Source organism: Roseivirga sp. E12, from assembly GCF_017592825.1.
GTDB lineage: Bacteria > Bacteroidota > Bacteroidia > Cytophagales > Cyclobacteriaceae > Roseivirga.
This window is the reverse complement of record NZ_JAGFMD010000001.1, coordinates 402927-426634: the sequence shown is the minus strand read 5'-3', so window position 1 is coordinate 426634 and position 23708 is coordinate 402927. Positions and strand designations below refer to the sequence as shown.

Below are 23708 nucleotides of genomic sequence, written 5' to 3'. Positions count from 1 at the left end.
TCACTTTTTACGACTGGTTATTGAAGCCACGTAATCGAATCCTTCATCAATATTTAAACCAATGGTAATTTAGGATCGCCTACTTTTTCGTAAGCTTGCAATGAAATTATTCGACAATGAAAAGACTTCTTTTACCACTCGTTTTTCTTACTGCGATTTCGCTCACCGCTTCAGCTCCAGTCTACTGGGGTCAAATTGGGCATAGAACCATTGGTCATATTGCCGATGGCATGCTTTCTAAAAAGGCAACAAAGCATGTAAAACGTGTACTAGGCACCGAAACACTTGCTGAAGTGAGTACATGGATGGACGAAATTCGGTCTGATAACAGCTACCGATATGCTAACACCTGGCATTACTGCACTATTCCTGATGGTATGACTTATGAGACAGCCCCTACTCAAGAGGGAGGCGATGTCATTTGGGCTATTGAGAAGATTGTAAAAGAGTTGAAGGAAGGAAACCTCAGTGCTGAAGATGAAGCCAAGAACTTAAAGTTCTTAGTTCACTTGGTGGGCGATATACATCAGCCACTGCATGTTGGCAATGGTGAAGACCGCGGAGGCAATGATGTGAAAGTCCAATGGTTTGGAACGAACACCAACCTACATAGCGTATGGGATAGCCGTATGATTGACGGAAAACAGTTTAGCTATACTGAGTTTGCGAATTGGGTCAACCATGCACCGAAAGCACAAATAAAGGAATGGCAATCTGCTACAGTTAGAGACTGGGCAATGGAGTCAATGTCTTACCGAGATCAGGTATATGCCGTTCCTGAGAATGGTAGATTAAGCTATCGCTACTCCTATGACAACTTTGATTTAGTGAAGCAAAGAGTACTTCAAGCTGGCGTTCGTTTGGCTGGGGTTATCAATGAGATATACAAGTAAGAGCACCTAAGGCAACCTTTCCAACCGCGTTTCGCAGAAAAAACAAGAGGGTTCACAGAACTTTTTTGCCTGATTCTGATATCACCATCATCTTTTGGAAAAAAACATGATGCCAATATTCAGTATTATTCTATTCAGCCTATTTCACTTTGGGTATGCTCAAAATCAACAGACAAAAACACCTGTTCGCGAAGCCTTTAGCGTTCAAGAACTAGCCAACTGGCAGACCTATGGTATCGGTAAGGCAAGCGTAAGCAATGGCGAATTGATCCTTGAGGAAACCGCAGGTTCAGATGGTCTGTTCTTAGTCAGCCCTAAATCATATGATGGAGCAATAACAATTAATTATAAGGTGAAGGCTATGTCAGAGTCTTCCGTTCAGATTGTGCTATTCTCAGCCTCCGATGCCGGTGAGTCCATGGCCTTAACACTACCTAGTTCAAATGACCTTACACCGAGAGAAGTGTGGACATGGAGAACTACATTAGAACATTACAACCTCACATTTAATAACAGGTCTCACGGCATTAAGCCCTTCTTTTTTAAAAATATCAGTCCATATGAAAAAGGGTTTCGTTTAGATCAAAAGGAGAACGTAATGGAAACCCAACGCTGGTACAACGTTGAAATCATAAAGGGAGATAGCACAATTAAATTCACTCTTGACGATAAGGTAATCTTTGAAGTGAAGGATCATGAACCACTTGCTGGTGGTCATATTATGCTTAGAATTAGCGGTACCACTGGCGACAAAGTCATCTTTGCCAAAGCAGCTTACAAAGATTTTGTACTGACACACGGGTAAAAGATATAAATTGGTTGGGCTAATGGCATCAAAGAATAGCAGTCCAATTAAGCGTGAATATATTCTTCACCTAGTTTTATGGGGAGGAGTACTTCTGTTTCCCTACATCAAGTTCATAGAACGCGAGGGTGGTTACCCTGAAACCTTTTTGCATGAGCTCAATTCTATTCTTTTCATAGTTATACCGTCCTATGCATTTTATTTCTGGTGGCTACCTCTTATACCAGAGAAAAGATGGAGATGGCTCCCCTCACTTATTATAATATTTGTGGGCAGCATTCTGGGATATGAATTCACCGATAGTCTATTTCATGGTGGCAATTTTCAGCCTTTTTCATGGAAACAGTTTTTATCGGACGTAGTCAAAAATTCAGCCTTCATTCTATTTTTTCTTGCCCTTTACTTGATCAAACGATCCTTAAATCAAAAGCATCAATTGGATCTCATATCTAATGAGCAGGTACAAGCCGAGCAAACGATATTCGAGGCAAAACCTGGTATTCAGGCACCTGATGAGGTTCATTACATTTATGCAGACAAGACTACCTATAAGGTAAAATCGAGTGAAATACTCTTTCTGAAAGCTGAGGTAGACTATGTCAAAGTTGTAACGAGGGATCGTGAAATTCTCGTGTTAGACAGCCTTAGAAGGTGGAAAGAAGTGTTGAGTAATCAAGGTTTTTTACAGGCTCATAGATCATATTTGGTAAGAGTGGATGCTATTCTTAGTATCTCAAAAGGTAAGATAGAATTAGAAGGGCATACTTTGCCTGTCGGGCCCTCCTATAAACAAGTCTTATTGGAAGCTTTTAAAAATAGAGGAAGTTAAGTCGAAGTCCTTAGCGCTATTTCTTCTTCAAGTATTTCTTAGGCAACTTGTATTCGGGCGTCTCTCCCATCCAAAACACGCTAACGATCCACCAACGATCACCTCCATTTAGCAATTGAATACTGTTAATACCTCTTGCAAAGGGCTCTTTATCTTCTAGAGTTTTTCGTGATTCATAGGTACTGAAAACATGAGAGATGGTGCCGTAGGCCTCTGATTTTCTACTAATCTCCACTTCGAAGAAGCCCATTTTCTCCAAGTTTGCGCCCGCCTGATCTATATATTCCTGAACAGTCCAGGTTCTATACCCCACACCATCAGGCCCTTTACCCGTTGGCATTAATCTACCTTCAGGAATGAACAAGCTTTTCATACGGTCCCAATCTCTCTTTTCGCCTGCTGGGCCAGAAATCACATCATACAAAGCAGCAATAATCGCATCCGCAGATTTAACATCCTCAGGTTTAGCATCTTGTGCATATAAGGGTGCTGTTAATAAAAGGCAAACGGCTAGGCTAAAAAGTCTTTTCATGGTCTTAGTTTTTGGAAATTAAAGATAAGCAGATTTGGATCATTGGTCTTTCTTGCTGAAACCGTGGAAAATCTGACCGATGAATGTTTTCGGGAATTTGGACACTCCAGGAAAGCCCAATTTAATCGACTTACCACTTGAAGGAATATAGGCCGTTCCAAACAGATAATCCCACACGCTCAGTGTTAAGCCGAAGTTGACCCCACGCTGCCGATCTTCTGGCAAATCATGTGCATGATGCCACATATGCATATTCGGGTTATTAAAAATATACTTCAAAGGGCCCAAGTTGACTTTAATATTGGCATGATTCCAATGTCCTACTGCCAGAGTGAACATGTGTACAAAGAAGAAATCATCAATACCGAAGCCGATCATGGCAAGAGGAATGTACTCTATGGTTCGATATACTATAGTTTCCATCCAGTGATACCTCAAATGTGCTGCAAAGCCCATTTGCTCTACTGAGTGGTGAACCTTATGATACTCCCATAGTGCTGGTACTGCGTGAAGCAGCCTGTGTGTCCACCACTGAATGAAGTCCCTAATGATAAATAAGGCAAATAGCTGGGCAAACACGGGCCATGAACCAATTTCAATGGCTACTAGATTGCTGATACCAAAGTCGGCCAGCAGGCCATTGAAAGCATCTACCACCACATTGGAAAGCGCATTAAAGATGATCAGCGAGAACAGAAAGAAATTGAAAAACATATAGAAGGCGTCCAACCAGAAGTCCTTTCTAAACTTTGGCTGGTCCTTTCGCCATGGCCTCAGCCATTCCCAAGCCAGAAATATCAATGAGATACCAATCAGTGCCCAAAAGTAATTTTGCCAAATGGGTTTATAATCATACTGAAACGTGATCTCCTGCCATAAGTAATTGGCGTAACCTCTATATGCATCCCCTACTAACTGCCAGTCAATCATGCTAAAATTTTGGTCATTTCTATGCTCATCTGACCACTAACATAATCAATTACCCACTTTGAGAATAACTTTTCATGCTTTGCTATGAATATGCGTCATTACATACAAATGAAAATCAACCCTATGAAAAGGAAATACACATTGTTTAAAACAATCAGCCTTAGTTTGGTGGCTTTGTTTATGACGGCAATCGTTAATGATGGTTTTGCCCAAAGAAAAAAACGAAACCAACAGGCCGAAGCAGAAAAAGTAGCCGAAAAACCTACTCCTCCAAAAAAGGAGAAGACTTACCAATCTTTTGTAAAAGGAATGACTTCAGATGAAGGCTTATTCAAAGTTTACCAGAAGGATGGTAAAATCATGTATGAAATCCCGAAAGCTGAGCTTGGAAAAGACATGCTATGGGTAACCAGACTTGTATCTGCACCTGAGAATTTCGGTGGTGGCTTTGTGGGTTCAGGTTCTAAAATGATAGAGCAAGTAGTACGTTGGGAACACAGAGAAGGCAAAATACTACTTAAAAAAGTATCCTTTAATAATGTAGCGGACAGTACCGATGCCATCTACAAGTCGGTAATGAACAACAACTTCGCTCCTATTATTGGAGCATTTAAAGTCACTGGTCAGCCTGAAGATTCAAGTGCTTATCTAGTAGATGTTACCAAGTTTTTCACTGGCGATACACGAGCGATCAGTGCAATGAACTTTAGATTTAGATCACAGTTTCAGGTAAGAAGACTGGATGCTGAAAAGAGCTATACTGAGTCTGTAAAGAGTTTTCCTGAAAACGTTGAGGTACGTCAGGTAATGACATATGATGCCGGTAGACCTCCTTCAAATGGGAATACTGGTTTAATTACAATGCAAGTAGCCCAGTCTATGATTAAGCTACCTGAGAACCCGATGATGCCTCGTTTGGCCGATCAACGTGTGGGTTGGTTTACAATGGGCAACGTTAATTTTAGCTCAGACAAGTTGAAAGGCGATCAAGTTCGTTTCTTAAAGCGATGGAGATTAGAACCTAAAGATCCGGCTGCATACGCCAGAGGTGAATTGGTTGAGCCAGTAAAGCCTATCATATACTATCTAGATCCAGCAACTCCAGAAAAATTCAGAAAGTGGTTCAAATTGGGTATTGAGGATTGGCAAGTGACTTTTGAGGCCGCTGGTTTCAAAAATGCTATTATCGCCAAAGACCCACCTTCAAAAGAAGAAGACCCTGATTGGAGTCCGGAAGATACTCGTTACTCTACGGTAAGGTATATCGCCAACATGACCAGAAATGCAACTGGGCCAAGTACTGCCGATCCAAGAACAGGTGAAATCATAGAAAGTGATATTATCTGGTACCACAACCACTTGAGATCATACCGAAACTGGTATTTGATTCAAACTGGCGCTGCTAACCCTAGAGCCAGAACATTAGATACTCCTGCGGAAGATATTGGTGAAATGATGAGAGCAGTAATCGCGCATGAAATAGGTCATGCACTGGGCTTACCTCATAATATGAAAGCTAGTTCGTCTTACCCTGTTGAATCTTTGAGAAATCCTGAGTTTGCTCAGGAGTACGGTGTAGCACCAACTATTATGGATTATGCCCGCGTAAACTATATCGCTCAGCCTGGTGATGGTGTTACTAGATTTATCCGTAAAATCGGCCCATATGACAAGTATGTTATCAACTGGGGATACAGAGTAATTCCTAATGCCAACACACCTGAAGCCGAAAAAGCAACCTTAGATCAGTGGATCCTGGATAAAGCGGATGACCGTATGTTCCGATTTGGAAGCAGCAATGGTTCTAACCCTGAATCACAAACTGAAGACTTAGGCGATAATAGTGTTTTAGCGAGTACTTATGGTATGGAGAACCTAATGAAGGTTGTGCCTAACCTTCTGGACTGGACCACCACTGATGGTGAGAATTATGACGATACACGTGAAATCTACAACGAGATCATTGGACAGTGGAGACGCTTTGTAGGTCATGTCATTACCAATGTGGGTGGAATCACTGAAGACTTTAAGTCAACCGACCAAGAAGGTACTGTCTACAATGTAGTGTCTGAAAGCCTTCAGGTAGACGCTATGAACTGGATGAACAAGTATGCTTTCGCTAAACCAGATTGGTTGTTAGATGAGGAATTATTAAGAAAAATGGAAAGTCATGGCGCGGTAAACCGTATCAGAGCGACACAAGTATCTTTCTTAAACAGACTACTCGATCCTACAAGGGCACAACGTCTAATCGAAGCCGAAGCCTTCAAAGGAAGGAATACTTACACCATCTATCAGATGTTTGCAGATGCCAGAAAGGGACTTTTCTCTGAATTGGCTAGTGGCACAGCCATCAACACGTATAGAAGAAACTTACAGCGTGCATTTGTTGAGCGTTTAGAGTTTATGATGACCAACGAGGTAAATCAGTTTCAGGCCAGACAAGTTGATATGAGTCAGTCCGATATTCGTCCTGTTGTCAAATCAGAACTTAAAACGCTTCAAAGAGAGGTAAATAGTGCTATTGGAAGATATTCTGATAGGGCTAGCCGAGTACACCTTGAAGACTTAAAAGATAGGATTGCGGATATTTTAGACCCTAAATAAGCAATCGGAAGTCACATACAAAACCAAATTAAGAAGGGCCCCGTTCGGGCCCTTTTTTCATTCTAACTTTCAACTACAATTTGACATTAAAGAATGCATGGGACCACGTACTGACCCCATGCCTGACACAACCAAAACTTTTGGGCAGAATTGCTTAAAAAACGCCCTGAGAATTGACTTGACTGATTGTCTTTCGCTTCGCTAAAAATCGCCTAAACGAAGCATTAATCGAAACCCCAATATCCAAGCACAGACCTGAAATCAAATTGAGAGCAATCAGCTCATGATCATCGTGCTTTCAATGCTAATATGTGGGATCAAATGGCAGTCTAAGGCCGACAATTGGCATTCATAGAATATGGATCAATACCTGATCACTTATATCTTATAAGTGTTGTTGGTTCCACTTTTTGAGAACCTGCATGAGGTTGTCCTTTTTGCGCACAGAAACAGGTAAGGTAGCGCCATTGGCCATAATGAGATACCCTCCTTCGTTGCGCTCAAACCTTTTGATATGATTGACATTAACTAGATATGAGTGGTGAATGCGGATAAAGCTTGAACGGTTCATATACTCTTCATATGATTTGAGGTTCTTTGATACAAGAATCTCTTCGTTATCCATAAGTACAAAGCGGGTATAACTTCCCTCGGCCGCACACCAGAGAATCTCATTTACATCCACCAAATGCATGCATTCTGAATCACTTAGCACGATCTTGTTTTGCTCGATCCTCTTACTCAGGTGGCCTTCCAAAACCTCAATTCGAGTCTTCAAATCAAGCGTGCTTTTATTATTCCTTACCTTATCAACTGACTTTATAAGATCCTCTGGATCAATAGGTTTAAGTAGAAAATCTAAAGCACTACATTTAAATGCATCAATTGCGTATTTGTCATGTGCTGTAATAAACACTACATGGCCAGCTACCTGTGGATTTGATTTGATCAAATCTATACCGCTGCCATCATCCATTTCTACATCAAGAAAAATCAATTCCGGAGATAACTGATCAATCAGGAGCTTACCCGATACACAGCCATCGGCTTCACCCAAGACATTTACCGAAGGGCAATAGATTTCCAGAAGCTTGACTAAAGCTTCTCTGATTTTAGGCTCATTGTCTATGATCACTGCATTCATTGAACAAACTGAATTGGGAGTTCAAAAATCACCTCGGTACCGATTATCTCCTTGTTATCACTGAGCTTATCTTTGGCAATAAAGGAAATATTTCGCTTCAACTGCTTTTTCAATAGCTCTATCCTATCCTCGGTAATCTTAGTGGCCATTGGCTCATGATCATCATCTAAACCGGCTTTTTTGAGCGAAGTGGCTTTTGAAAGTCCAACGCCATTATCTTCTACCTTGAACCTCAAAACATCATCTTCCTGCTTAAAACTTACCAAGATGAGCCCATTCTCCATTTCGGCAATTCCATGTTCCAATGAATTCTCGATAAATGGCTGTGCAAACATGGGAGGAATCAATATCTCAGATATATCATCGGCAGTATCTATTTCCATTCTATAGTCAAAGCGATTGTCAAAACGAATCTTTTGCAAATCTAGATAGTGTCTTAGAGTCGATACTTCGGCATCTAGCGAAACTAAGTCTCTCCTACTATTTTCGAGGATTCGCCTCATCAACTTGGCAAACTTTGATAAGTAATTCAAGGCATTGGATCCTTGTCCTTTGTCGATCAAAAACAATTGTATTGATGAGAGGGCATTGAATAGAAAATGTGGGTTCAATTGAGACCTGAGCAGGTCATTTTTAGCCTTTTGCTTGGCCAGTTGCTCTACTTCAATTCTGCTTTTAAATAGTTTGTAGAAGTATAGAAAGGAAACGATCAAAAGCAGTGTCAGCGTACCAAAAAACCACAATTGAGTCCGCTCACGCGCTTTACTTTCTTTTTGCAAAAGGTTTAGCGCAGCTATTTTATCTTCCTTCTCCTGATTCTCATACTTGGCAGAAAGCTGCTCTATCCTTTGATTGGCCTTGACTTGATTTAAACTATCCTGAAGCACACTTCTTTCTTGTTCATAGCTCAAAGCGTTCTTGTAATCTCGCCTGTCGCTGGCCAGCTCGACTAACCAATTCAAAGCATTCATCTCATTTCTTGTTACTTCAAATTCCCGCGCAAGCTCTAAACTCTTTTCTGCATAACTATATGCTTCATTTAATCGGTTTTGAGCCGCCAGGGTCTTACTCCTGTACAAATGAGAAGTGATCAAGAAACCGTATTCTTCTATAGGCGTGACTTCATCTCTCAGTTGATTGGCATATCTTAGAGCTCCACGATAGTCTCTCTTCAAGTAAGAGCCAATGGTCAATGAATTCAAAGCATGCCATTTAACAGCTATCTCATTGGTCACCAATGCCAGGTCGTAAGCTCTTTTGGCGTAATAAAGAGATGAATCTCCTACTTCCATTCTGCTATAAGCTGTGGCTAGGTTGCCAACTGCTGTGGCAATCTGGGATGAATCTTTTAAGTCTTCGGCTATGACGAGCGATTTGTAATAGTATTTAACAGCCAGGTCATCCCTGTCCAAACCAGCATAAGTAACGGCAATGGCATTTACGGATGCCGCCTCAACTTGGCGCCTACCGATCTGCCTCGAAATATCCAGCGCTTTCTCATAATATACTAATGCAGAATCATCTTTATCTTGTCTAGAGAAGAGGTTACCAATAAAATAAGTGAACTGAGCATAATAAAGGGAATCCCCATTATCCAATGCATAGTCTATCGTTTCGTCCAACAAGTCTCTTGACTTGACTACTTCATCCTGATACTTAAGATGGATAAACCTGACATTGACTGCTTTGTAATAAACAGGCTTATATTGCTTTTCAGAGCTAATTTTCAATACTGAATCGATGGTGTTCGCGAACTGAGAAAAACGTGGTTCATAGGTAGATTCATCGGTATAATTAAAAGTGAATATGACACGATAAAGTGAATCTAAAACACCGGTCAGGGCTTTCTCTTCATCATTTTGAGCAAAAGAAATCTGACTTATAGATAGCAGGATACCAATTATGAGTCCAGCCCTCATCTTAATTGGAGTCATTGTCAAGCTTAGTTTAGTGGTTGCTGTCCCAATTTAGGGCTTTGAAACAATACCATCCTCAAAGCTTCTCATCAATTGATAAGTGTTGCCTTTGAATTGATATTTGTGCACTGACGAGACAATCAGTTTACCCCCAAAATCATTATTGAACCACTCTCATATTTGACTTTGAAATGACAGCACCTTTGGAGTATATTATCCCCTTGAACAAATCATAACTAAATTGCTAAATATGAAATCGCTTCGAATGTTACGCCTACACTTAGTGTTGCTGCTTTCATTCACAGTATTGCAGACAAGTTTATTTGCTCAGAGTGATCCTACGGGAACATCTGCGGTAACTACTACTTATGCAATTACCAATGCTACGGTCATCACAAAACCGGGTAGTGAAATGAAAGGTGCCACCGTGGTAGTTAAAAACGGATTAATAATAGGTGTTGGAACCAATGTTTCCATACCGGATGATGCAGAGGTAATCGATGCTTCTGGATTATATGTATACCCTGCCTTTATTGATGGCATGTCCAACACAGGTGCTAAAAGACCTGATAACTTACCAAGACCTCAGAACCTTTTTACACCGGACCCTCCTAATGATTATGCGGGTATCACACCTGAAAACAGTGTACTGAGCCAAATCGACATCAAGAGCAGCAGCATTACTAATATGAGAAAAGTTGGTTTTGCCATTTCTCACAGTGTGCCTTACGGAAGAATGCTACCAGGTTCTGGTTCATTAATTGTTCTTAATGAAGCGACTCATATGGATGAGATTGTTATGGCAAAGGATGTTGCGCTTTACGCGCAATGGGTAGGTGCTCCTGGGGCATACCCTGGAAACATCCTAGGTATCATGGCTAAGTGGAGAAACCTTTACCGCAATGCGGAAAACCACAAGAACCACACAGAACTATATGCCCAAAACCCTGCTGGTCTACCAAGACCCGTTAATGATAGAGTGAGCTTGGCTTTCCACCCTGTAATAGGAAAAAGCAAGCCTGTAATGTTTGACGTAAGCAGTATGCTTGATGTAAGACGAGCAATGCGACTTCAGAATGACTTGGGTTTCAACCTAATGCTTTCTGGTGTTAAGCAAGCATGGGATTTGGTAGACGAGCTAAAAGCCAGCGGTACGCCAATTTTCCTATCTCTCGACCTTCCGGACGAACCAAAAGATTCAAAGTCTGATGACAAGTCTGACGAGGTGAAGTCACTAGAAGCAAGAAGAATGGAATTCTATAAGACACATGTTGGCCAGGCTGCTGCCCTTCAAGCCGCTGGTGTTAAGTTCGGCTTCTCTGCTAGAGGCGCTAGTGCTAGTAAAATCAAGAAGAACGTTATGACCCTGATCGAAAATGGTCTAAGCGCAGATGATGCATTGGCAGCACTGACTACCAATCCGGCTTCAATGCTTGGTATTGATCAAGTGACTGGTTCTGTTGAAAGTGGAAAGATGGCTAACCTAATGGTTTCTACTGCTCCTTACTTCACAAAGGACTCTCAAATAAAAATGATGTTTGTAGACGGCACTAAGCATGTTTATGATGTCAAAGAAAAGAAGGCTAAGAAAGATGACAGTGCAACCGAAGAGGAGGCTCCTGCCGCTGCTGGTGGTGACGCACTTGTTGGTACTTGGATTTATGAGCTAGTTACTCCAGGGGAACCTCAAGGAGGAAAAATGATCATTAAGAAAGAAGACGGTAAATACACAGGCGTACTTACAAGTAATGATGGAACACCGGACAACGACATGAACAACATCAATTTTAGAGATGGTGAACTAACATTCGATTTTGACATCGATGCTGGCGGCCAATCTGTAACTGTTGTAGTTGAAGGTAGCATCTCTGGTACTGAATTTGACGCTCAGGCATCTGTTTCTGTAGGCGGTCAGAGCTTTGAATTAGGATTTACTGCTACAAAAGACGGTAAGTAATCGACTCAAAAAGACACAAATCATGAAAATGAAAAATATACTAACCCTTCTCCTCGCCTTCTTTAGCACGATGGCATTGGCACAAGTCCAAAAGGGAGATTTATTAATTAAGAATGGAACTGTATTGACAGTGACCAATGGTACACTTGAGAATACTGACGTACTGATAAGAGACGGTAAAATCTCGAGAATCGGTAAAGGACTTCGTGCTCCTCGTGGTGTTGAGAGCGTTGATGCTACTGGCAAGTTTGTGATGCCGGGTATTATAGATGCTCATTCCCATATAGCGGGTAGTGCAATTAATGAAGGTACAAGTCAAGTGACTGCTGAAGTAAGCATGGAAGATGTTGTCAATCCACTTGACGTATCTATCTACCGTGCTTTGGCCGGTGGTGTTACCAGCATCCACTTAATGCATGGCTCTGCCAACGTAATTGGTGGTCAGAATGAGACAATGAAACTTAGGTACGGCACTACTAACCCTGATGACCTTAGGTTTGAAGGTGCTCCAAGAACAATCAAGTTTGCTCTTGGTGAAAACCCAACACGTGGTGGTCGTTCTAGAGGAATTCAGCCTCAAAGTCGTATGGGAGTTGAGAACATGCTTCGCAACTCGTTTACTCAAGCTGTTGCCTACCGTAAAAAGTGGGACGCTTACAATGCTGACAAATCAGCTAGAAAAGTTGCTCCTGAGTATGACCTAAGAATGCAGACGCTTGTTGATATTATGAATGGTGATGTATTAGTACACTGTCACTCATACAGAGCTGATGAGATTTATATGTTAATGAAGGTGTTCAGCGATTTCGGCATCCCGAAATTGACATTCCAACATGCCAACGAAGCTTACAAGGTAGCACCAGAACTAGCTGCTTTTGGAGCAAGCGCTTCTGTCTTCGCAGATTGGTGGGCATACAAATTAGAAGTGTACTACTCGACTGCTTACAATGCAGCTATTTTAACTGAAAATGGTGTAACAACTTCTATCAATTCAGATTCTGGCGAGTTAATCAGACACCTTTTCCACGAAGCGGCTAAAACGCAGAAATATGGAAACCTGTCTGATGATCAAGCCCTAGCCCTAATCACACTGAACCCTGCTAAGCAATTGGGTATTGATAATAGAGTTGGTTCTATTGAGGTTGGAAAAGATGCAGACATCGCAATCTTTGACGGTCATCCACTATCAGTTTATGCCGTTCCTTTAATGACATTTGTTGACGGTGTTAAATACTTCGACAAATCAATTGACAAAGGTGATGTAAGACTTTATATCAACCCTGAGTCTTCGATAGAAGAAGTTATGATCTATGACAGACATGATGATCACAGATGCCTAGAAGGTGCAAATGTGCTATCACTTGAAGAATTATTCTCTAACAAAAAATGATAAGAGAAATGAAAAATATAAGAACATTATTCGCAGCACTACTAATGCTTGCCATCATTCCTCTTATGTCATTTGCACAGGAGGATGATCAAGTCATGAAAGCGCGTTCAGGCAAGTTTGCTTTGACCAATGCCAAGATTTATACCGTCACCAACGGTATTATCGAAAATGGCACCATCATCATTAACAATGGCATTATTGAAGCCGTTGGCGCCAATGTAAGTATTCCAGCCGATGCTGAAGTTTTTGATTACCAGGGCAAAGAGATTTACCCTGGAATGATTGATGGTGGCACTACATTAGGCCTTGCTGAGATTGGAAGTATTTCTGAAGCCAATGACTTTAGAGAATTCGGTACCTTAACACCTCAAATGCAGGCCTTGACGGCAGTGAATCCTAACTCTACAGCTATCCCTGTAACAAGAGTGAGTGGTGTTACTACTGTTTGGACAATGCCAAGAGGCGGAGTACTTTCTGGTACAGCTGCTACTATAAACCTTTTTGGGTATACACCTGATCAAATGTTTGCAGGATCTAAAGGAATTGTCATGAACTTCCCTTCTACCGGTGGTGGAAGAAGATTCAGAAGACTTTCTCCTGAAGAGGCTAAGAAGAGACAAGAAAGAGCCTTGAAAACCGTCAATGCTGCATGGGACAAGGCTGAGCTATATGCTAAGTTGGAAAACTCTGATGAAGTTAGATCATACCCTGAGATCGAGGCGCTTGTGCCTGTAGTAAAAGGTGAGATGATGCTTTTCATTGAAGCTAATGCCGCTAAGGACATTGTTGCTACAATTGAGTGGGTAAAAGAAAGAGGCTATAAGCAAGTAATCCTTACGGGTGTTGCTGAAGGCTGGAGAGTTGCCGATCAGATTGCTGAGTCAGGACTTCCAGTGATAACCGGACCTGTGCAGGCCATTCCTACGCGTCAGTCAGATGCTTATGATGCAGCTTATGCTAATCCAGGTATTATGTCAAAAGCAGGTGTTAAAGTTGCTTTAAGAACAATGGATTCTGAAAACGTAAGAAACCTTCCTTACCATGCTGGTTTTGCAGCTGCCTATGGAATGGGCCGTGAGGAAGCGTTAAAAGCTATCACAATCAATGCTGCGGAAATTCTCGGTATTGGTGACCAGGTTGGATCCATCGAAGTGGGTAAGAAAGCTAACATTTTCGTGGCCACTGGTGATCCATTCGAAACAGCAACAAAAATCACTGACCTATTTATTGATGGTTATAAAGTACCAATGACTTCACGTCAAATTAGACTTTATGACGAATTCCTAAATAGAACTCCTAGTGTCGACAAGGACAAAAAAGCCATCGACATTAAGAAGAGATAACCAACTCAACCTCAACCTTAGAAAAGGCCCCGACTTGTCGGGGCCTTTTTTTATGCACAATTCAACTATTTTTACAGAATCATTGTTAAGCTTCGTAATCGGAGAAAATCATGGGTAAAAGAGTAGTAGTAGGACTTTCTGGTGGGGTTGATTCAAGTGTCACTGCACACTTGTTAGTAGAGCAAGGGTATGAAGTGATTGCGATGTTTATGCGCAATTGGGTGGATGACTCCGTTATTATTTCCGAGGAATGTCCTTGGGTAGAAGACAGTAATGACGCTTTGGCAGTGGCTGAGAAGCTGGGAATCCCATTTCATGTTATTGATCTAAGTGAGCAGTACAAGGAACGTATTGTAGACTATATGTTTGATGAATATGAGAAAGGACGAACGCCTAATCCAGATATTCTTTGCAATAGGGAGGTGAAGTTTGACATCTTCCTGAAGGCTGCCATGAAGCTAAAAGCTGACTTTGTTGCTACAGGACATTATGTTCAAAAGGAAACGATCACAAAAGACGGTAAAGAAGTTCATAGATTATTAGCCGGTGCCGATCAGAATAAGGATCAAAGCTACTTCTTATGTCAGCTTAATCAGGAACAGCTTGCAAAGGCCCTCTTCCCTATTGGTCATATGCAAAAGTCTGAGGTAAGAGAAATTGCCAAATCACTAGACCTTGTTACAGCAGAGAAGAAAGATTCTCAAGGACTATGCTTCATTGGAAAAGTAAGACTCCCCGATTTTCTTCAACAACAGCTTGCTCCAAAGACTGGGGAAATCCGAGAGCTTGAACCGGGTGCCAGTAATTTCAAAACTTACAATCCTCAGGTTAGCATCGATACTAATGCTAAACATGAGTCGCTAGTGTCGTTGACAACTCCGTATAGCTATAGCCCTGATGACGGAAAGCTAGTTGGAGAGCATAATGGAGCACACTACTTCACTATCGGTCAAAGAAAAGGACTAGCTGTGGGTGGCACACCTGAGCCTCTTTTTGTTATAGAAAAGGATACTGAGCACAATGTGATCTATACAGGTCAAGGCGATAATCATCCTGGACTTTTAAGAAAAGGGCTTTTTGTCCCCAATGAGAACATTCATTGGGTAAGAGAAGATCTTCAGTTGGAAGTTGGTCAGTCGAAAAGATTTGATGCCCGAATCAGGTATCGTCAACCACTAGAAGCAGCTGAGCTTTTTCTAGAAGAGAATGGTCTTTATGTCATATTTGATGATCACCAAAAAGGCATTGCGCCAGGGCAGTTTGTGGCTTGGTATGATGGCAATGAATTAGTGGGTTCTGGAGAGATCTCCTAAGCCCACTTCCTTCCCTCCTTAAATATCAATTAAACTTTTTGTGCTGTTGATTGTCTTAGAATTAACAAATCTAAGATCATGAGAAAAACATTTTTATTGATGAGTATGCTTTTGTTTATCGGCATGGCTGCTCAGGCACAAAGAGGTGGCGGTCAAAGAGGACAAAGAATGAGTCCAGAAGAAGCTGCTAAGACGCAAGCAGAGACCTTCCAAGAGAAATTCGGTCTTTCAGACGATCAGTACAAAAAGACATATGATGTACTTTTAGCTACAGGCAAAGCTCGAAATGAGAAGCTTCAGGAAATGAGAGCCAGTGGTGACCGAGCTGGAATGCGTGATGTAATCACCAAGTTCCAAGAAGAGAATGACAAGAAACTGAAGGCCATATTCAATGAAAAGCAATGGGCTTCATATGAGGAATATAAAAAGGAAATAGCCGCTCAAAGAGGCGGTAGGCGCGGTGGTGGAAACTAACCGTTTTGCTTAGTATGTTTTTGGTTGTAAAAAAGCCCCGACTGTAATCGGGGCTTTTTTTTATGGATATATGTCTAATAGACACTATTCGTACCTCAATGACTTCACTGGGTTTTCGTTAGCTGCTTTGACTGCTTGCGTAGCCACCGTGATCAAAGCAACTCCCAAGAGTGTTACGGCCGGAATAATAAATAGTAATACTGAGAGGTCTATTCGATAAGCGTAACCCGATAGCCATTCATTCATTCCAAAATAAGCGATCGGCAAAGCAAGGACTATTGCAATCGTAATGAGTTTCAAAAAGCTAGAAGAGAGTAATTGAATAATCGTTGATACACTTGCTCCTAGCACTTTTCTGATACCAATTTCTTTGATTCGCTGTTGCACCTCATAAAGCACCAAACCGAACAAACCTAGTACCGCTACAAAAATTGTGATGCCTGCAAAAGTTGTAAATACAGTTCCAAATTGCCTATCCGCTTTGTACTGCTTTTCAAAGTTTTCATCTAAGAAGAAGTAGTCAAAGTCGCTTGCAGGATACACCTCTCGATAAGCAGACTGAATATCACTTAAGATAGTCTTATAACTCTCTCCTGGGTTTTGTCCTCCATTGACTCTAATAGATACATAGTTCGATGCATTAGCATCCTTATCGAACCAAAACATTGTTGGATCAACCTTTGTCTTTAGGGAGTGGTGATTGTAATCAGCAAACACACCCACAATAGTAGACACTATTCCGAAACGATTGATTTTTGAGCCTACAGCTGCTTCATTTGATTCAAAACCAAAGACTTTTCTACCAGTCTCATTAATCATTACGCCTTCATATAATGCTTCTCTTTCAGGCACTAACTGTTCCAAGTTACTGTCAAACGTTCTTCCAGCCAGAATTTCGAACCCAAAGGTTGGTACGAAGTCTTCGTCTACTCTATAAAATGACCAGTTGACTCCGTCACCTACTTCGCCTTCGATAGTCTTCATACCGGTGGTTGTATTCATATCGATAGTTCCTTGACCGAAAACTGTTTCAGAATAGGTAACAGCGGATACTTGAGCTATTTTTTTAATTTCTGCTTTAAATGTATTTCGCTTAGAAACTTGCTGCTCATCTTCATCTACAAGGATTGGTGACTTAATGACTATGGTTTGATCAATATCAACTCCTAAAGATTGAGACCTCATGTGATTCACCTGCTTGTATATAGTGATTGTACCAACTAACAGCAGCATAGTGATCATGAACTGAAATACTACCAATCCCTTACGCAGGATCAAACCACCTTTAGAATCCTTTAACCTGCCTGTAAGTACGGCAAGCGGACGATAATTTGACAATACTAAGGCAGGGTAGATACCAGAGGCTATAGACCCAACAAAGAAGATTCCGACCACTTGCATCAGTAAATCAGGTTCGCTGAAAACATTGAATGAAAGTGAAACGCCTGCTAGGTTGTTGAAGAACGGTAGCACACCTTGAATACAAGTGATTGTAAGTATCAGCGCAAGAAAATTCAGCATTACAGATTCCATCAAGAACTGGAATACCAATGATTGCTTATTCGAGCCGAGTACCTTTCTTACACCTACCTCTTTACCTCGCTCCATAGCTCTAGCCGTGGAAAGGTTTATATAGTTAACCCAAGCGATCAACAGTACAAACCCGGCTACCACCAAAAGAATATTGACTATGGACTGGCTACCATTTACATCTGCTTCGTAAGTCTTATCTGAATTAAGATGTATTTCAGTTAGTGGTTGAATGACTAAACTATCACCTCTATCGGCAAAAGGGCCTGTTTTAGAGTAATATGACGTATTAAAACGTTTTTGAAAATCGTTATCTAGGGGCTTATTAGCCAATACATACATGAACTCATTGTTTCCACCAAAATTGTCATAGCTGCTACCCATGTACTTCACAGCACTCGCGTAAGAACCAAGTACGTCAAACTTAAGGTGAGCATTTTCAGGGACATCCTTTATTACTCCCTTCACGATCATGGGCACCTCAGCACCACCTGGAACTACGGTTAGAATCTTTCCAATGGGATCCTCATCACCAAAGTACTTCTTAGCCGTGCTTTCAGTAATTACCAATACATCTGGATCTTCCAGAGCTGTTTCGGGATCACCCAGAACCATCTGCCAATCAAATATCTTTAGCCATGCTGGGTTTGCCCAGTACAACCTATCCTCATTAAAAGCTTTATCGCCATTCTTCAAGAGCATTCGACCAAAATGCCTTGCCATCGCATAATCTTCAATTTCTGAGAATTCTTCTTTTGCCAGCTTACCCGCTGCTGGATAGCACTGTGCATCAGCTACCTGAAAGTCCTCGCCATTATAGATATCTACAGTGATTCTATAGATGTCATCCGCGCGATCATGAAACTTATCATAACTCATTTCATAGCGAGCATATGTTAAAATGAGCAAGCAGACTGTCATGCCAACAGTTAAGCCTAATATGTTGATGAATGTGAAAGACTTTCTCTTTTGAAAGTTTCTTAATGCGACAAAAAGATGATTTCTAAACATGATATTTTGAGTTTTATCTGACAAACAAGTTGCAATGCCTGTACCAAAACACTATAACACTCATTTTCAAACACTTAAGATATAATGGATTAAAAAAAGCGTATCATGATGACACACTTTTGTTTCATGATGACACGAATCAATCACTCATACCGTAGCGAATCTACAGGGTTTTTGAGCCCCGTTCTGATCGAAAGTATTGAAGTAGTTATTAAGGTAAGCAGAACTATCGCTAAAACCGGAAGAATAAACACCGTAGGTCCCAAGTTAGTAGCAAAAGTGTAATTCTGTAGCCATTGGTTTACCAAATAATAGGTGACTGGGATACTCAGTACTACTGCAATGACAATAGGGTAAATAAGCTTGCCTGAGACTAGAACAACAACATTTAGAAGTTTTGCACCTAATACCTTTCTAATACCTATCTCCTTTCTTCTCAGTGATACAGCATGAAGCGTGAGACCGATAAGCCCCAGGCAGGAGATCCAAATGCCCAAAAGCGTAAATAGGTTGAAGGTTTTAGCAAATGTCCTGTCTTCCTCGAACTGTCTTTGAAAGAACTCATCTAGGAAGAAATATTCGAATGGATTACCGGCAAAATGTTCTCGGTAAATTTTCTCCAAAGACTCTGTTACACCCTGTGCATTGCCTGCAGAAATCTTTAGACTGAAATAATTATTGGCCCAAGGTGCCAACAGGTAAGCTGTAGCATTATAGCCCTTCTTAAACGATTCTTGCATATAATCATCGACTACACCAATAACACGTCTTTCTCCGAAGGTCATTACTTTCTGATCAATGGCTTGCTCAGGTGAAGTGAACCCAAGCGCTTTTAAGGCTGAATTGCTCAACAGAATGCTACCTGTGTCACTCAAGATTTCTTTATCAAAATTTCTACCTGCTAGTAGTTTTAAGTCCAGTGTATTGAGATAGTTATCACTTACTCCGATAAAATGGATAGAAGCAGACTCGCTTTCTGATGCCCCTTCCCTCCTTACATCGTTATTAATCCAGGAGATTTCTTTTCCAGGAACAACAGTCGAATGAGAAGCTTCAATAACCTGAGGAGTTGACTCTAGCCTTGCCATGAAGCTCTGTAGCTTGGTGTCCAAATTGGTGTTTCCACCGGCAGCTGGACCTTTGATTACCAAAACTTGATTTGGGTCGAAGCCCAAATCCGCATTGAGCATATATTGAATTTGCTCTCTAACAGCGAGACTACCTACCAAAAGAAAACATAAGATGCTAAACTGTACCACCACTAAGCTCTTTCTTAAAAACCCTGACCTTCCCCGTACATTTGTCTTTCCTCGTAACACTTCAGAGGTCTTAAGTTTAGACAGAATCCAAGCTGGGTAAAGCCCAGAGAACAAGGTGCCCATTACAAGAATGATTATGAGTGCTAAAAATTGAGCAGTACTGAATGTGAGACCAATGGGAAATTCCTTCCCTATGACCTCTGTGAATAAAGGCTTGGAGACTTGCATCAGGGTGAACCCTGCTGCCATGCTTAAAAAATTAAAGAAGAACGACTCCACCATAAACTGTGTGAATAACTGTGCTTTATTCGCGCCTGCTGCCTTTCTCACTCCTACTTCTTTAGCTCTATCTAAGGCCTGAGCAGTGGTAATGTTGATGTAATTAAAGTAAGCAAGGATGATGATGAAGACAGAAATTCCTGTCAGAATCTGAAGTACCTGATAACTGCCAGTTGGGCCAACCTCGAACCGTACATTTGAATGCAGGTAAATGTCTTCTAGTGATCTAAGCTTATAAAGAGGTTGAATGCCTTGACCAATTGCATTTTGATAGTGCGTTTCGATAAAATCAGGAAACTTAGCTTCTAGTATTGAAGGGTCCACTCCTTCCTTCAGCAAAAGATAGGTTGGAAAGGCATTCCATCCGAAAGAATTGGCAGCCGTCTCCGTTGCATTTACCAGTGACTCGAAGGACACTAATACTTCAAAATCGAAATGCGTATTTGCAGGTAAGTCTTTCAAAATACCGGTTACCTTGACCACTACGTTGGTCATCCCATTCTGAAGATAGACTGCCTCATTTAACACATCTTTTCTACCAAAAAACCTCTCAGCAGCACTTTCGGTGATGACAATTGAGTTAACCTCATCAAGAACAGTCATTCTATTGCCTGCCAGAAAGTCAAAGTCAAATAACTCAAAGAAACTACTATCTGCATAAAAGAGTTTCTCTGACTCAAAGGGTTCATCATTGACTTTTATGAGGTTAACCATATGGTTTGTACCCCATATTTTACTGAAAGTCTCAACCTCCGGGTAGGCTTCCATTAATGCTGGACCACCACCTGCCGCCAAACCAGCACTTTTGTCATGACGATCGGCACTGATCTTTTCATATTGAACACGATAAATTCTATCGCCCTTCTGATGAAAATTATCGAAGCTATTTTCGAACGAAATAAAATCTAAAATCAGCAGGAAGGCACAAATACCAATCGCTAAGCCACAGATATTAATAAAAGCAAAGACTTTCTTCTTCTTGAGACTTCTGAGAACTATAGAAAAGTAATTCTTGATCATGAGAGTGCTATTAGCTTAGAGACTTGCTATAAATAAATTTGTGACTATTCGTACCGAAGTGAATCGGCAGGGTTGGCAAACACAGTCTTTATTACCTGATACAAAACCGTCAGAAGAGTTAGTACAGAAACAATTAGGACGGGAAGTAGGAAAAGCGTCCACGATAATGTCGTTCTACTGGCAAAGGCATTGAGCCATTGATCTACGAAGTAGTACCCAATTGGCATAGCGATTATCGATGCTAATAGCATCAATAGTATGTATTCCTTGGTCAATAAATAGAATATACTATTGACAGAAGCACCAAGTACCTTTCTAATACTAACCTCTCGAGATCGCTGACCGATGTTATAAAGAGATAGTCCGAATAAGCCTAGGGAGGTAATAACAATCGCTAATAATGAGAAAAAACTAAAGATCTGTCCAAATAGGCGATCTGCCTTGTACTGTCTATCAAAATAAGCATCCAAAAAGAAATAGTCGAAATGGCTAGAAGCAAAACTCATATTAAATGCACTTTGTACTCGTTCAATTGTAGCGCCAACATCAGAAGCATCGACCTTAATCGAGTAAAATTTATCACGATCGCGATACGTATATATATGAGGCTTTGCATTTGCCTTTAGCGATTCTTGACTAATGTCATCGACTATTCCTACCAAGCGATAAGGAGCCGTTTCATAATAGATGGTTTGGTTAATCCATTTCTCTAAGTCCTCTGATCCCAACAGATGTTCTGCAGCCGAAAGACTCAAAATTACTGAAGTTGAATCAGCAAAATCTGTTGAAAAATTCCGTCCGTACAGCACTTCAATTTGATATAAATCGACAAAAGAATCATCTATCGCCAGATCTTTGGCATAAAGAGATTTATCATCAGCATCAGGTCCTAAGGCAACCCATCTCATTCTAGAAATTTCATAACCTGGAATTTCTGAGGAGGCACTTATAGCGCTGATATCGCTCATCTGTCTCACCTTATTGATAAAGGTTGATTTACTAGAAGACCTATTCTCTTGTTCGACAAATGGTTTTTTCACAATCAAAGTCCTGTCAATATTCATTCCTAGGGACTCTTTTTGAATAAATTCTAACTGAGACTTAACCACTACTGTACCCAGAATGAGTACTACAGCAATCACATATTGGAAGACAGTTAAGCCTCTTCTCAATTGAAGCCCAGACTTGCTCACCTTCGACTTTCCCTTTAAAACACTACTTATTTTCTGACCTGAGAACAAGACAGCCGGATATAAACCGAAAAGCAAAGAGCCAAGGCAGAACAGCACAGCAAATCCTAAAGTCACGTTGAGATCGTTACCTGAAAAATAGTTGACTTCGATTCCGATCAATGATTCGAAAAAGTTTCGGCTAAGCTGAAGGGCTGTCAACGCCAAAACCAGTGCAAATAGATTGACCAACAAAGACTCAGACAAAAACTGACCAATCAACTGTCTGCGATAGCCGCCCATTACCTTCCGAATGCCTACCTCCTTTGCTCTTTCTACCAACTTTGATGTGCTCAAATTAATGTAGTTGACCCAGGCAATCACCATAATGAAAACTCCGATAATGGAAAGAAACAGCACAGTAGATTTATTCCCGTTGGCCTCTAATTCGTAACTGTGATGTGACGTTAAATGAATATCCGGTATGTTTTGAAATTTAAAATAAATGCCCTCTTCCTTATACCACGTCTCTCCGTGCTGACTGATTAAATCATTCATTTTCGGTTCTAAAGAAACCAAGTCCGAATTGTCTACCAGCTTGGCATAGGTATAGAAGTTACCCCAACCAAATGACGTATCTAGCTCCCACTCTTCTGGAAGTGAACTGAATGAGCACAGGACATTGAATTTAAAGTGACTGTTTTCGGGAACATTCTCAAATACACCTGTCACCAGGTAATCGACTTCCATGTTCTTGAACCTTAATACCTGACCTACTGCTTCTGCATCCCCAAAGAATCGCTTTGCGAAAGACTGTGAAATGACCAGCTCGTTAGGATTTTGTAAGGAACGCGAATTCTGTCCTTCAAGCCAGTTGAGTTTGAAAATGTCAAGTGCATCATGATCGGCAAAAAATGCCTTTGGCATGTTGAAGGTATTGGCTTTCCCCTCACTCGAAAAATGTGTAAAAGCGAAGGATTGAAACATTTTATCGGAACCAATAACCCTAGTTACATACTCAAATTCGGGGATTTCTCTCTTAAGCAATGGTGTTATACCAGGAAAGATTGAAGCCACACCATCGTCTGGATCTTCACCATCGGCTATTCGGTATATCCTATAGATATCTTCAGCTTCTTCATGATAGGCATCATAGCTTTTTTCAAAACTGACATACTTAAAGATCAAGAGGCAAGCAACCATTGAAAGCGCCAGCCCCACCACATTGACGATGGTAAACACTTTGTTTTTATTGAGTTGCCTAAAAGCGAAACGAATGTTCGAGATGACCATGATTTTGAGTTTTA

The 23708-nt window shown here is 41.0% G+C and carries 16 protein-coding genes; 9 read left to right on the top strand and 7 right to left on the bottom strand.

The genetic code is table 11. From position 1 onward, the window contains the following. Nucleotides 1-116: 116 nt before the first annotated feature. From J4E76_RS01835 to J4E76_RS01825, 3 genes are all read left to right on the top strand, one after another. A complete protein-coding gene (locus tag J4E76_RS01835; RefSeq protein ID WP_208500829.1) occupies nucleotides 117-893 on the top strand; it encodes a S1/P1 nuclease in 777 nt (258 codons plus the stop codon). Nucleotides 894-999: 106 nt separating this feature from the next. Next, nucleotides 1000-1698: a DUF1961 family protein gene (locus tag J4E76_RS01830; protein ID WP_208500827.1), complete on the top strand. Its 699-nt coding sequence runs from the start codon at nucleotides 1000-1002 to the stop codon at nucleotides 1696-1698. Between the two features lie 22 nt (nucleotides 1699-1720). Beyond that, entirely contained in the window at nucleotides 1721-2527 is an 807-nt protein-coding gene (locus J4E76_RS01825) for a LytTR family DNA-binding domain-containing protein (RefSeq protein WP_208500825.1), read from the top strand. Between the two features lie 16 nt (nucleotides 2528-2543). On the opposite strand, the gene J4E76_RS01820 is transcribed toward J4E76_RS01825, so the two are convergent. Both J4E76_RS01820 and J4E76_RS01815 read right to left on the bottom strand, forming a co-directional pair. Continuing rightward, nucleotides 2544-3059 carry a hypothetical protein gene (locus J4E76_RS01820; protein WP_208500824.1) on the bottom strand — a complete coding sequence of 172 codons (516 nt, stop codon included), beginning with the start codon at nucleotides 3057-3059 and terminating at the stop codon, nucleotides 2544-2546. A 39-nt stretch (nucleotides 3060-3098) separates the two neighbouring features. After that, nucleotides 3099-3989 carry a sterol desaturase family protein gene (locus tag J4E76_RS01815; RefSeq protein WP_208500822.1) on the bottom strand — a complete coding sequence of 297 codons (891 nt, stop codon included), beginning with the start codon at nucleotides 3987-3989 and terminating at the stop codon, nucleotides 3099-3101. A 123-nt stretch (nucleotides 3990-4112) separates the two neighbouring features. Between J4E76_RS01815 and J4E76_RS01810 the strand changes: the two genes are divergently transcribed. Next, on the top strand, nucleotides 4113-6596 hold the full coding sequence (locus J4E76_RS01810) for a zinc-dependent metalloprotease (protein ID WP_208500820.1): 2484 nt from the start codon (nucleotides 4113-4115) through the stop codon (nucleotides 6594-6596). Between the two features lie 385 nt (nucleotides 6597-6981). Here J4E76_RS01810 and J4E76_RS01805 read toward each other — a convergent pair whose 3' ends face one another. Both J4E76_RS01805 and J4E76_RS01800 read right to left on the bottom strand, forming a co-directional pair. Next, nucleotides 6982-7740, bottom strand: coding sequence for a LytTR family DNA-binding domain-containing protein (locus J4E76_RS01805; protein ID WP_208500818.1), 759 nt, complete (start codon nucleotides 7738-7740; stop codon nucleotides 6982-6984). Continuing rightward, a complete protein-coding gene (locus J4E76_RS01800) occupies nucleotides 7737-9674 on the bottom strand; it encodes a histidine kinase (protein ID WP_208500816.1) in 1938 nt (645 codons plus the stop codon). Before J4E76_RS01800 ends, J4E76_RS01805 begins: the two co-directional genes overlap by 4 nt. A 247-nt stretch (nucleotides 9675-9921) precedes the next feature. Here J4E76_RS01800 and J4E76_RS01795 point away from each other — a divergent pair, with 247 nt between their 5' ends. The 5 genes from J4E76_RS01795 to J4E76_RS01775 all read left to right on the top strand — a co-directional run bounded on the left by J4E76_RS01795 (nucleotide 9922) and on the right by J4E76_RS01775 (nucleotide 16133). Further along, nucleotides 9922-11613, top strand: a complete 1692-nt coding sequence (locus tag J4E76_RS01795; RefSeq protein ID WP_208500815.1) for an amidohydrolase family protein — start codon at nucleotides 9922-9924, stop codon at nucleotides 11611-11613. A 28-nt stretch (nucleotides 11614-11641) separates the two neighbouring features. Further along, a complete protein-coding gene (locus tag J4E76_RS01790; RefSeq protein ID WP_208500813.1) occupies nucleotides 11642-13003 on the top strand; it encodes an amidohydrolase in 1362 nt (453 codons plus the stop codon). A gap of 8 nt (nucleotides 13004-13011) precedes the next feature. Next, the gene (locus tag J4E76_RS01785) at nucleotides 13012-14346 is read left to right on the top strand and encodes an amidohydrolase family protein (protein WP_208500811.1); all 1335 of its coding nucleotides are present in this window, start codon (nucleotides 13012-13014) and stop codon (nucleotides 14344-14346) included. A 110-nt stretch (nucleotides 14347-14456) separates the two neighbouring features. Beyond that, the gene (gene mnmA / locus J4E76_RS01780; protein WP_208500810.1) at nucleotides 14457-15659 is read left to right on the top strand and encodes a tRNA 2-thiouridine(34) synthase MnmA; all 1203 of its coding nucleotides are present in this window, start codon (nucleotides 14457-14459) and stop codon (nucleotides 15657-15659) included. A gap of 78 nt (nucleotides 15660-15737) precedes the next feature. Continuing rightward, nucleotides 15738-16133, top strand: coding sequence for a hypothetical protein (locus tag J4E76_RS01775; protein ID WP_208500808.1), 396 nt, complete (start codon nucleotides 15738-15740; stop codon nucleotides 16131-16133). An 84-nt stretch (nucleotides 16134-16217) separates the two neighbouring features. Here the strand turns inward: J4E76_RS01775 and J4E76_RS01770 are convergent, their stop codons facing one another. The 3 genes from J4E76_RS01770 to J4E76_RS01760 form a co-directional block, all read right to left on the bottom strand. After that, the gene (locus J4E76_RS01770) at nucleotides 16218-18674 is read right to left on the bottom strand and encodes an ABC transporter permease (protein ID WP_208500806.1); all 2457 of its coding nucleotides are present in this window, start codon (nucleotides 18672-18674) and stop codon (nucleotides 16218-16220) included. Nucleotides 18675-18817: 143 nt separating this feature from the next. Next, complete coding sequence (locus J4E76_RS01765; protein WP_208500805.1) at nucleotides 18818-21232, bottom strand: ABC transporter permease; 2415 nt, start codon at nucleotides 21230-21232, stop codon at nucleotides 18818-18820. A 44-nt stretch (nucleotides 21233-21276) separates the two neighbouring features. Continuing rightward, on the bottom strand, nucleotides 21277-23694 hold the full coding sequence (locus J4E76_RS01760) for an ABC transporter permease (protein ID WP_208500804.1): 2418 nt from the start codon (nucleotides 23692-23694) through the stop codon (nucleotides 21277-21279). Between the last annotated feature and the right edge of the window lie 14 nt (nucleotides 23695-23708).

Excerpts from the sequence above, each read along its gene's own strand:
- J4E76_RS01835 (WP_208500829.1), top strand. The coding sequence starts at position 117 with ATGAAAAGACTTCTTTTACCACTCGTTTTTCTTACTGCGATTTCGCTC.
- J4E76_RS01830 (WP_208500827.1), top strand. The coding sequence starts at position 1,000 with ATGATGCCAATATTCAGTATTATTCTATTCAGCCTATTTCACTTTGGG.
- J4E76_RS01825 (WP_208500825.1), top strand. The coding sequence starts at position 1,721 with ATGGCATCAAAGAATAGCAGTCCAATTAAGCGTGAATATATTCTTCAC.
- J4E76_RS01820 (WP_208500824.1), bottom strand. The coding sequence starts at position 3,059 with ATGAAAAGACTTTTTAGCCTAGCCGTTTGCCTTTTATTAACAGCACCC.
- J4E76_RS01815 (WP_208500822.1), bottom strand. The coding sequence starts at position 3,989 with ATGATTGACTGGCAGTTAGTAGGGGATGCATATAGAGGTTACGCCAAT.
- J4E76_RS01810 (WP_208500820.1), top strand. The coding sequence starts at position 4,113 with ATGAAAAGGAAATACACATTGTTTAAAACAATCAGCCTTAGTTTGGTG.
- J4E76_RS01805 (WP_208500818.1), bottom strand. The coding sequence starts at position 7,740 with ATGAATGCAGTGATCATAGACAATGAGCCTAAAATCAGAGAAGCTTTA.
- J4E76_RS01800 (WP_208500816.1), bottom strand. The coding sequence starts at position 9,674 with ATGACTCCAATTAAGATGAGGGCTGGACTCATAATTGGTATCCTGCTA.
- J4E76_RS01795 (WP_208500815.1), top strand. The coding sequence starts at position 9,922 with ATGTTACGCCTACACTTAGTGTTGCTGCTTTCATTCACAGTATTGCAG.
- J4E76_RS01790 (WP_208500813.1), top strand. The coding sequence starts at position 11,642 with ATGAAAAATATACTAACCCTTCTCCTCGCCTTCTTTAGCACGATGGCA.
- J4E76_RS01785 (WP_208500811.1), top strand. The coding sequence starts at position 13,012 with ATGAAAAATATAAGAACATTATTCGCAGCACTACTAATGCTTGCCATC.
- mnmA (WP_208500810.1), top strand. The coding sequence starts at position 14,457 with ATGGGTAAAAGAGTAGTAGTAGGACTTTCTGGTGGGGTTGATTCAAGT.
- J4E76_RS01775 (WP_208500808.1), top strand. The coding sequence starts at position 15,738 with ATGAGAAAAACATTTTTATTGATGAGTATGCTTTTGTTTATCGGCATG.
- J4E76_RS01770 (WP_208500806.1), bottom strand. The coding sequence starts at position 18,674 with ATGTTTAGAAATCATCTTTTTGTCGCATTAAGAAACTTTCAAAAGAGA.
- J4E76_RS01765 (WP_208500805.1), bottom strand. The coding sequence starts at position 21,232 with ATGATCAAGAATTACTTTTCTATAGTTCTCAGAAGTCTCAAGAAGAAG.
- J4E76_RS01760 (WP_208500804.1), bottom strand. The coding sequence starts at position 23,694 with ATGGTCATCTCGAACATTCGTTTCGCTTTTAGGCAACTCAATAAAAAC.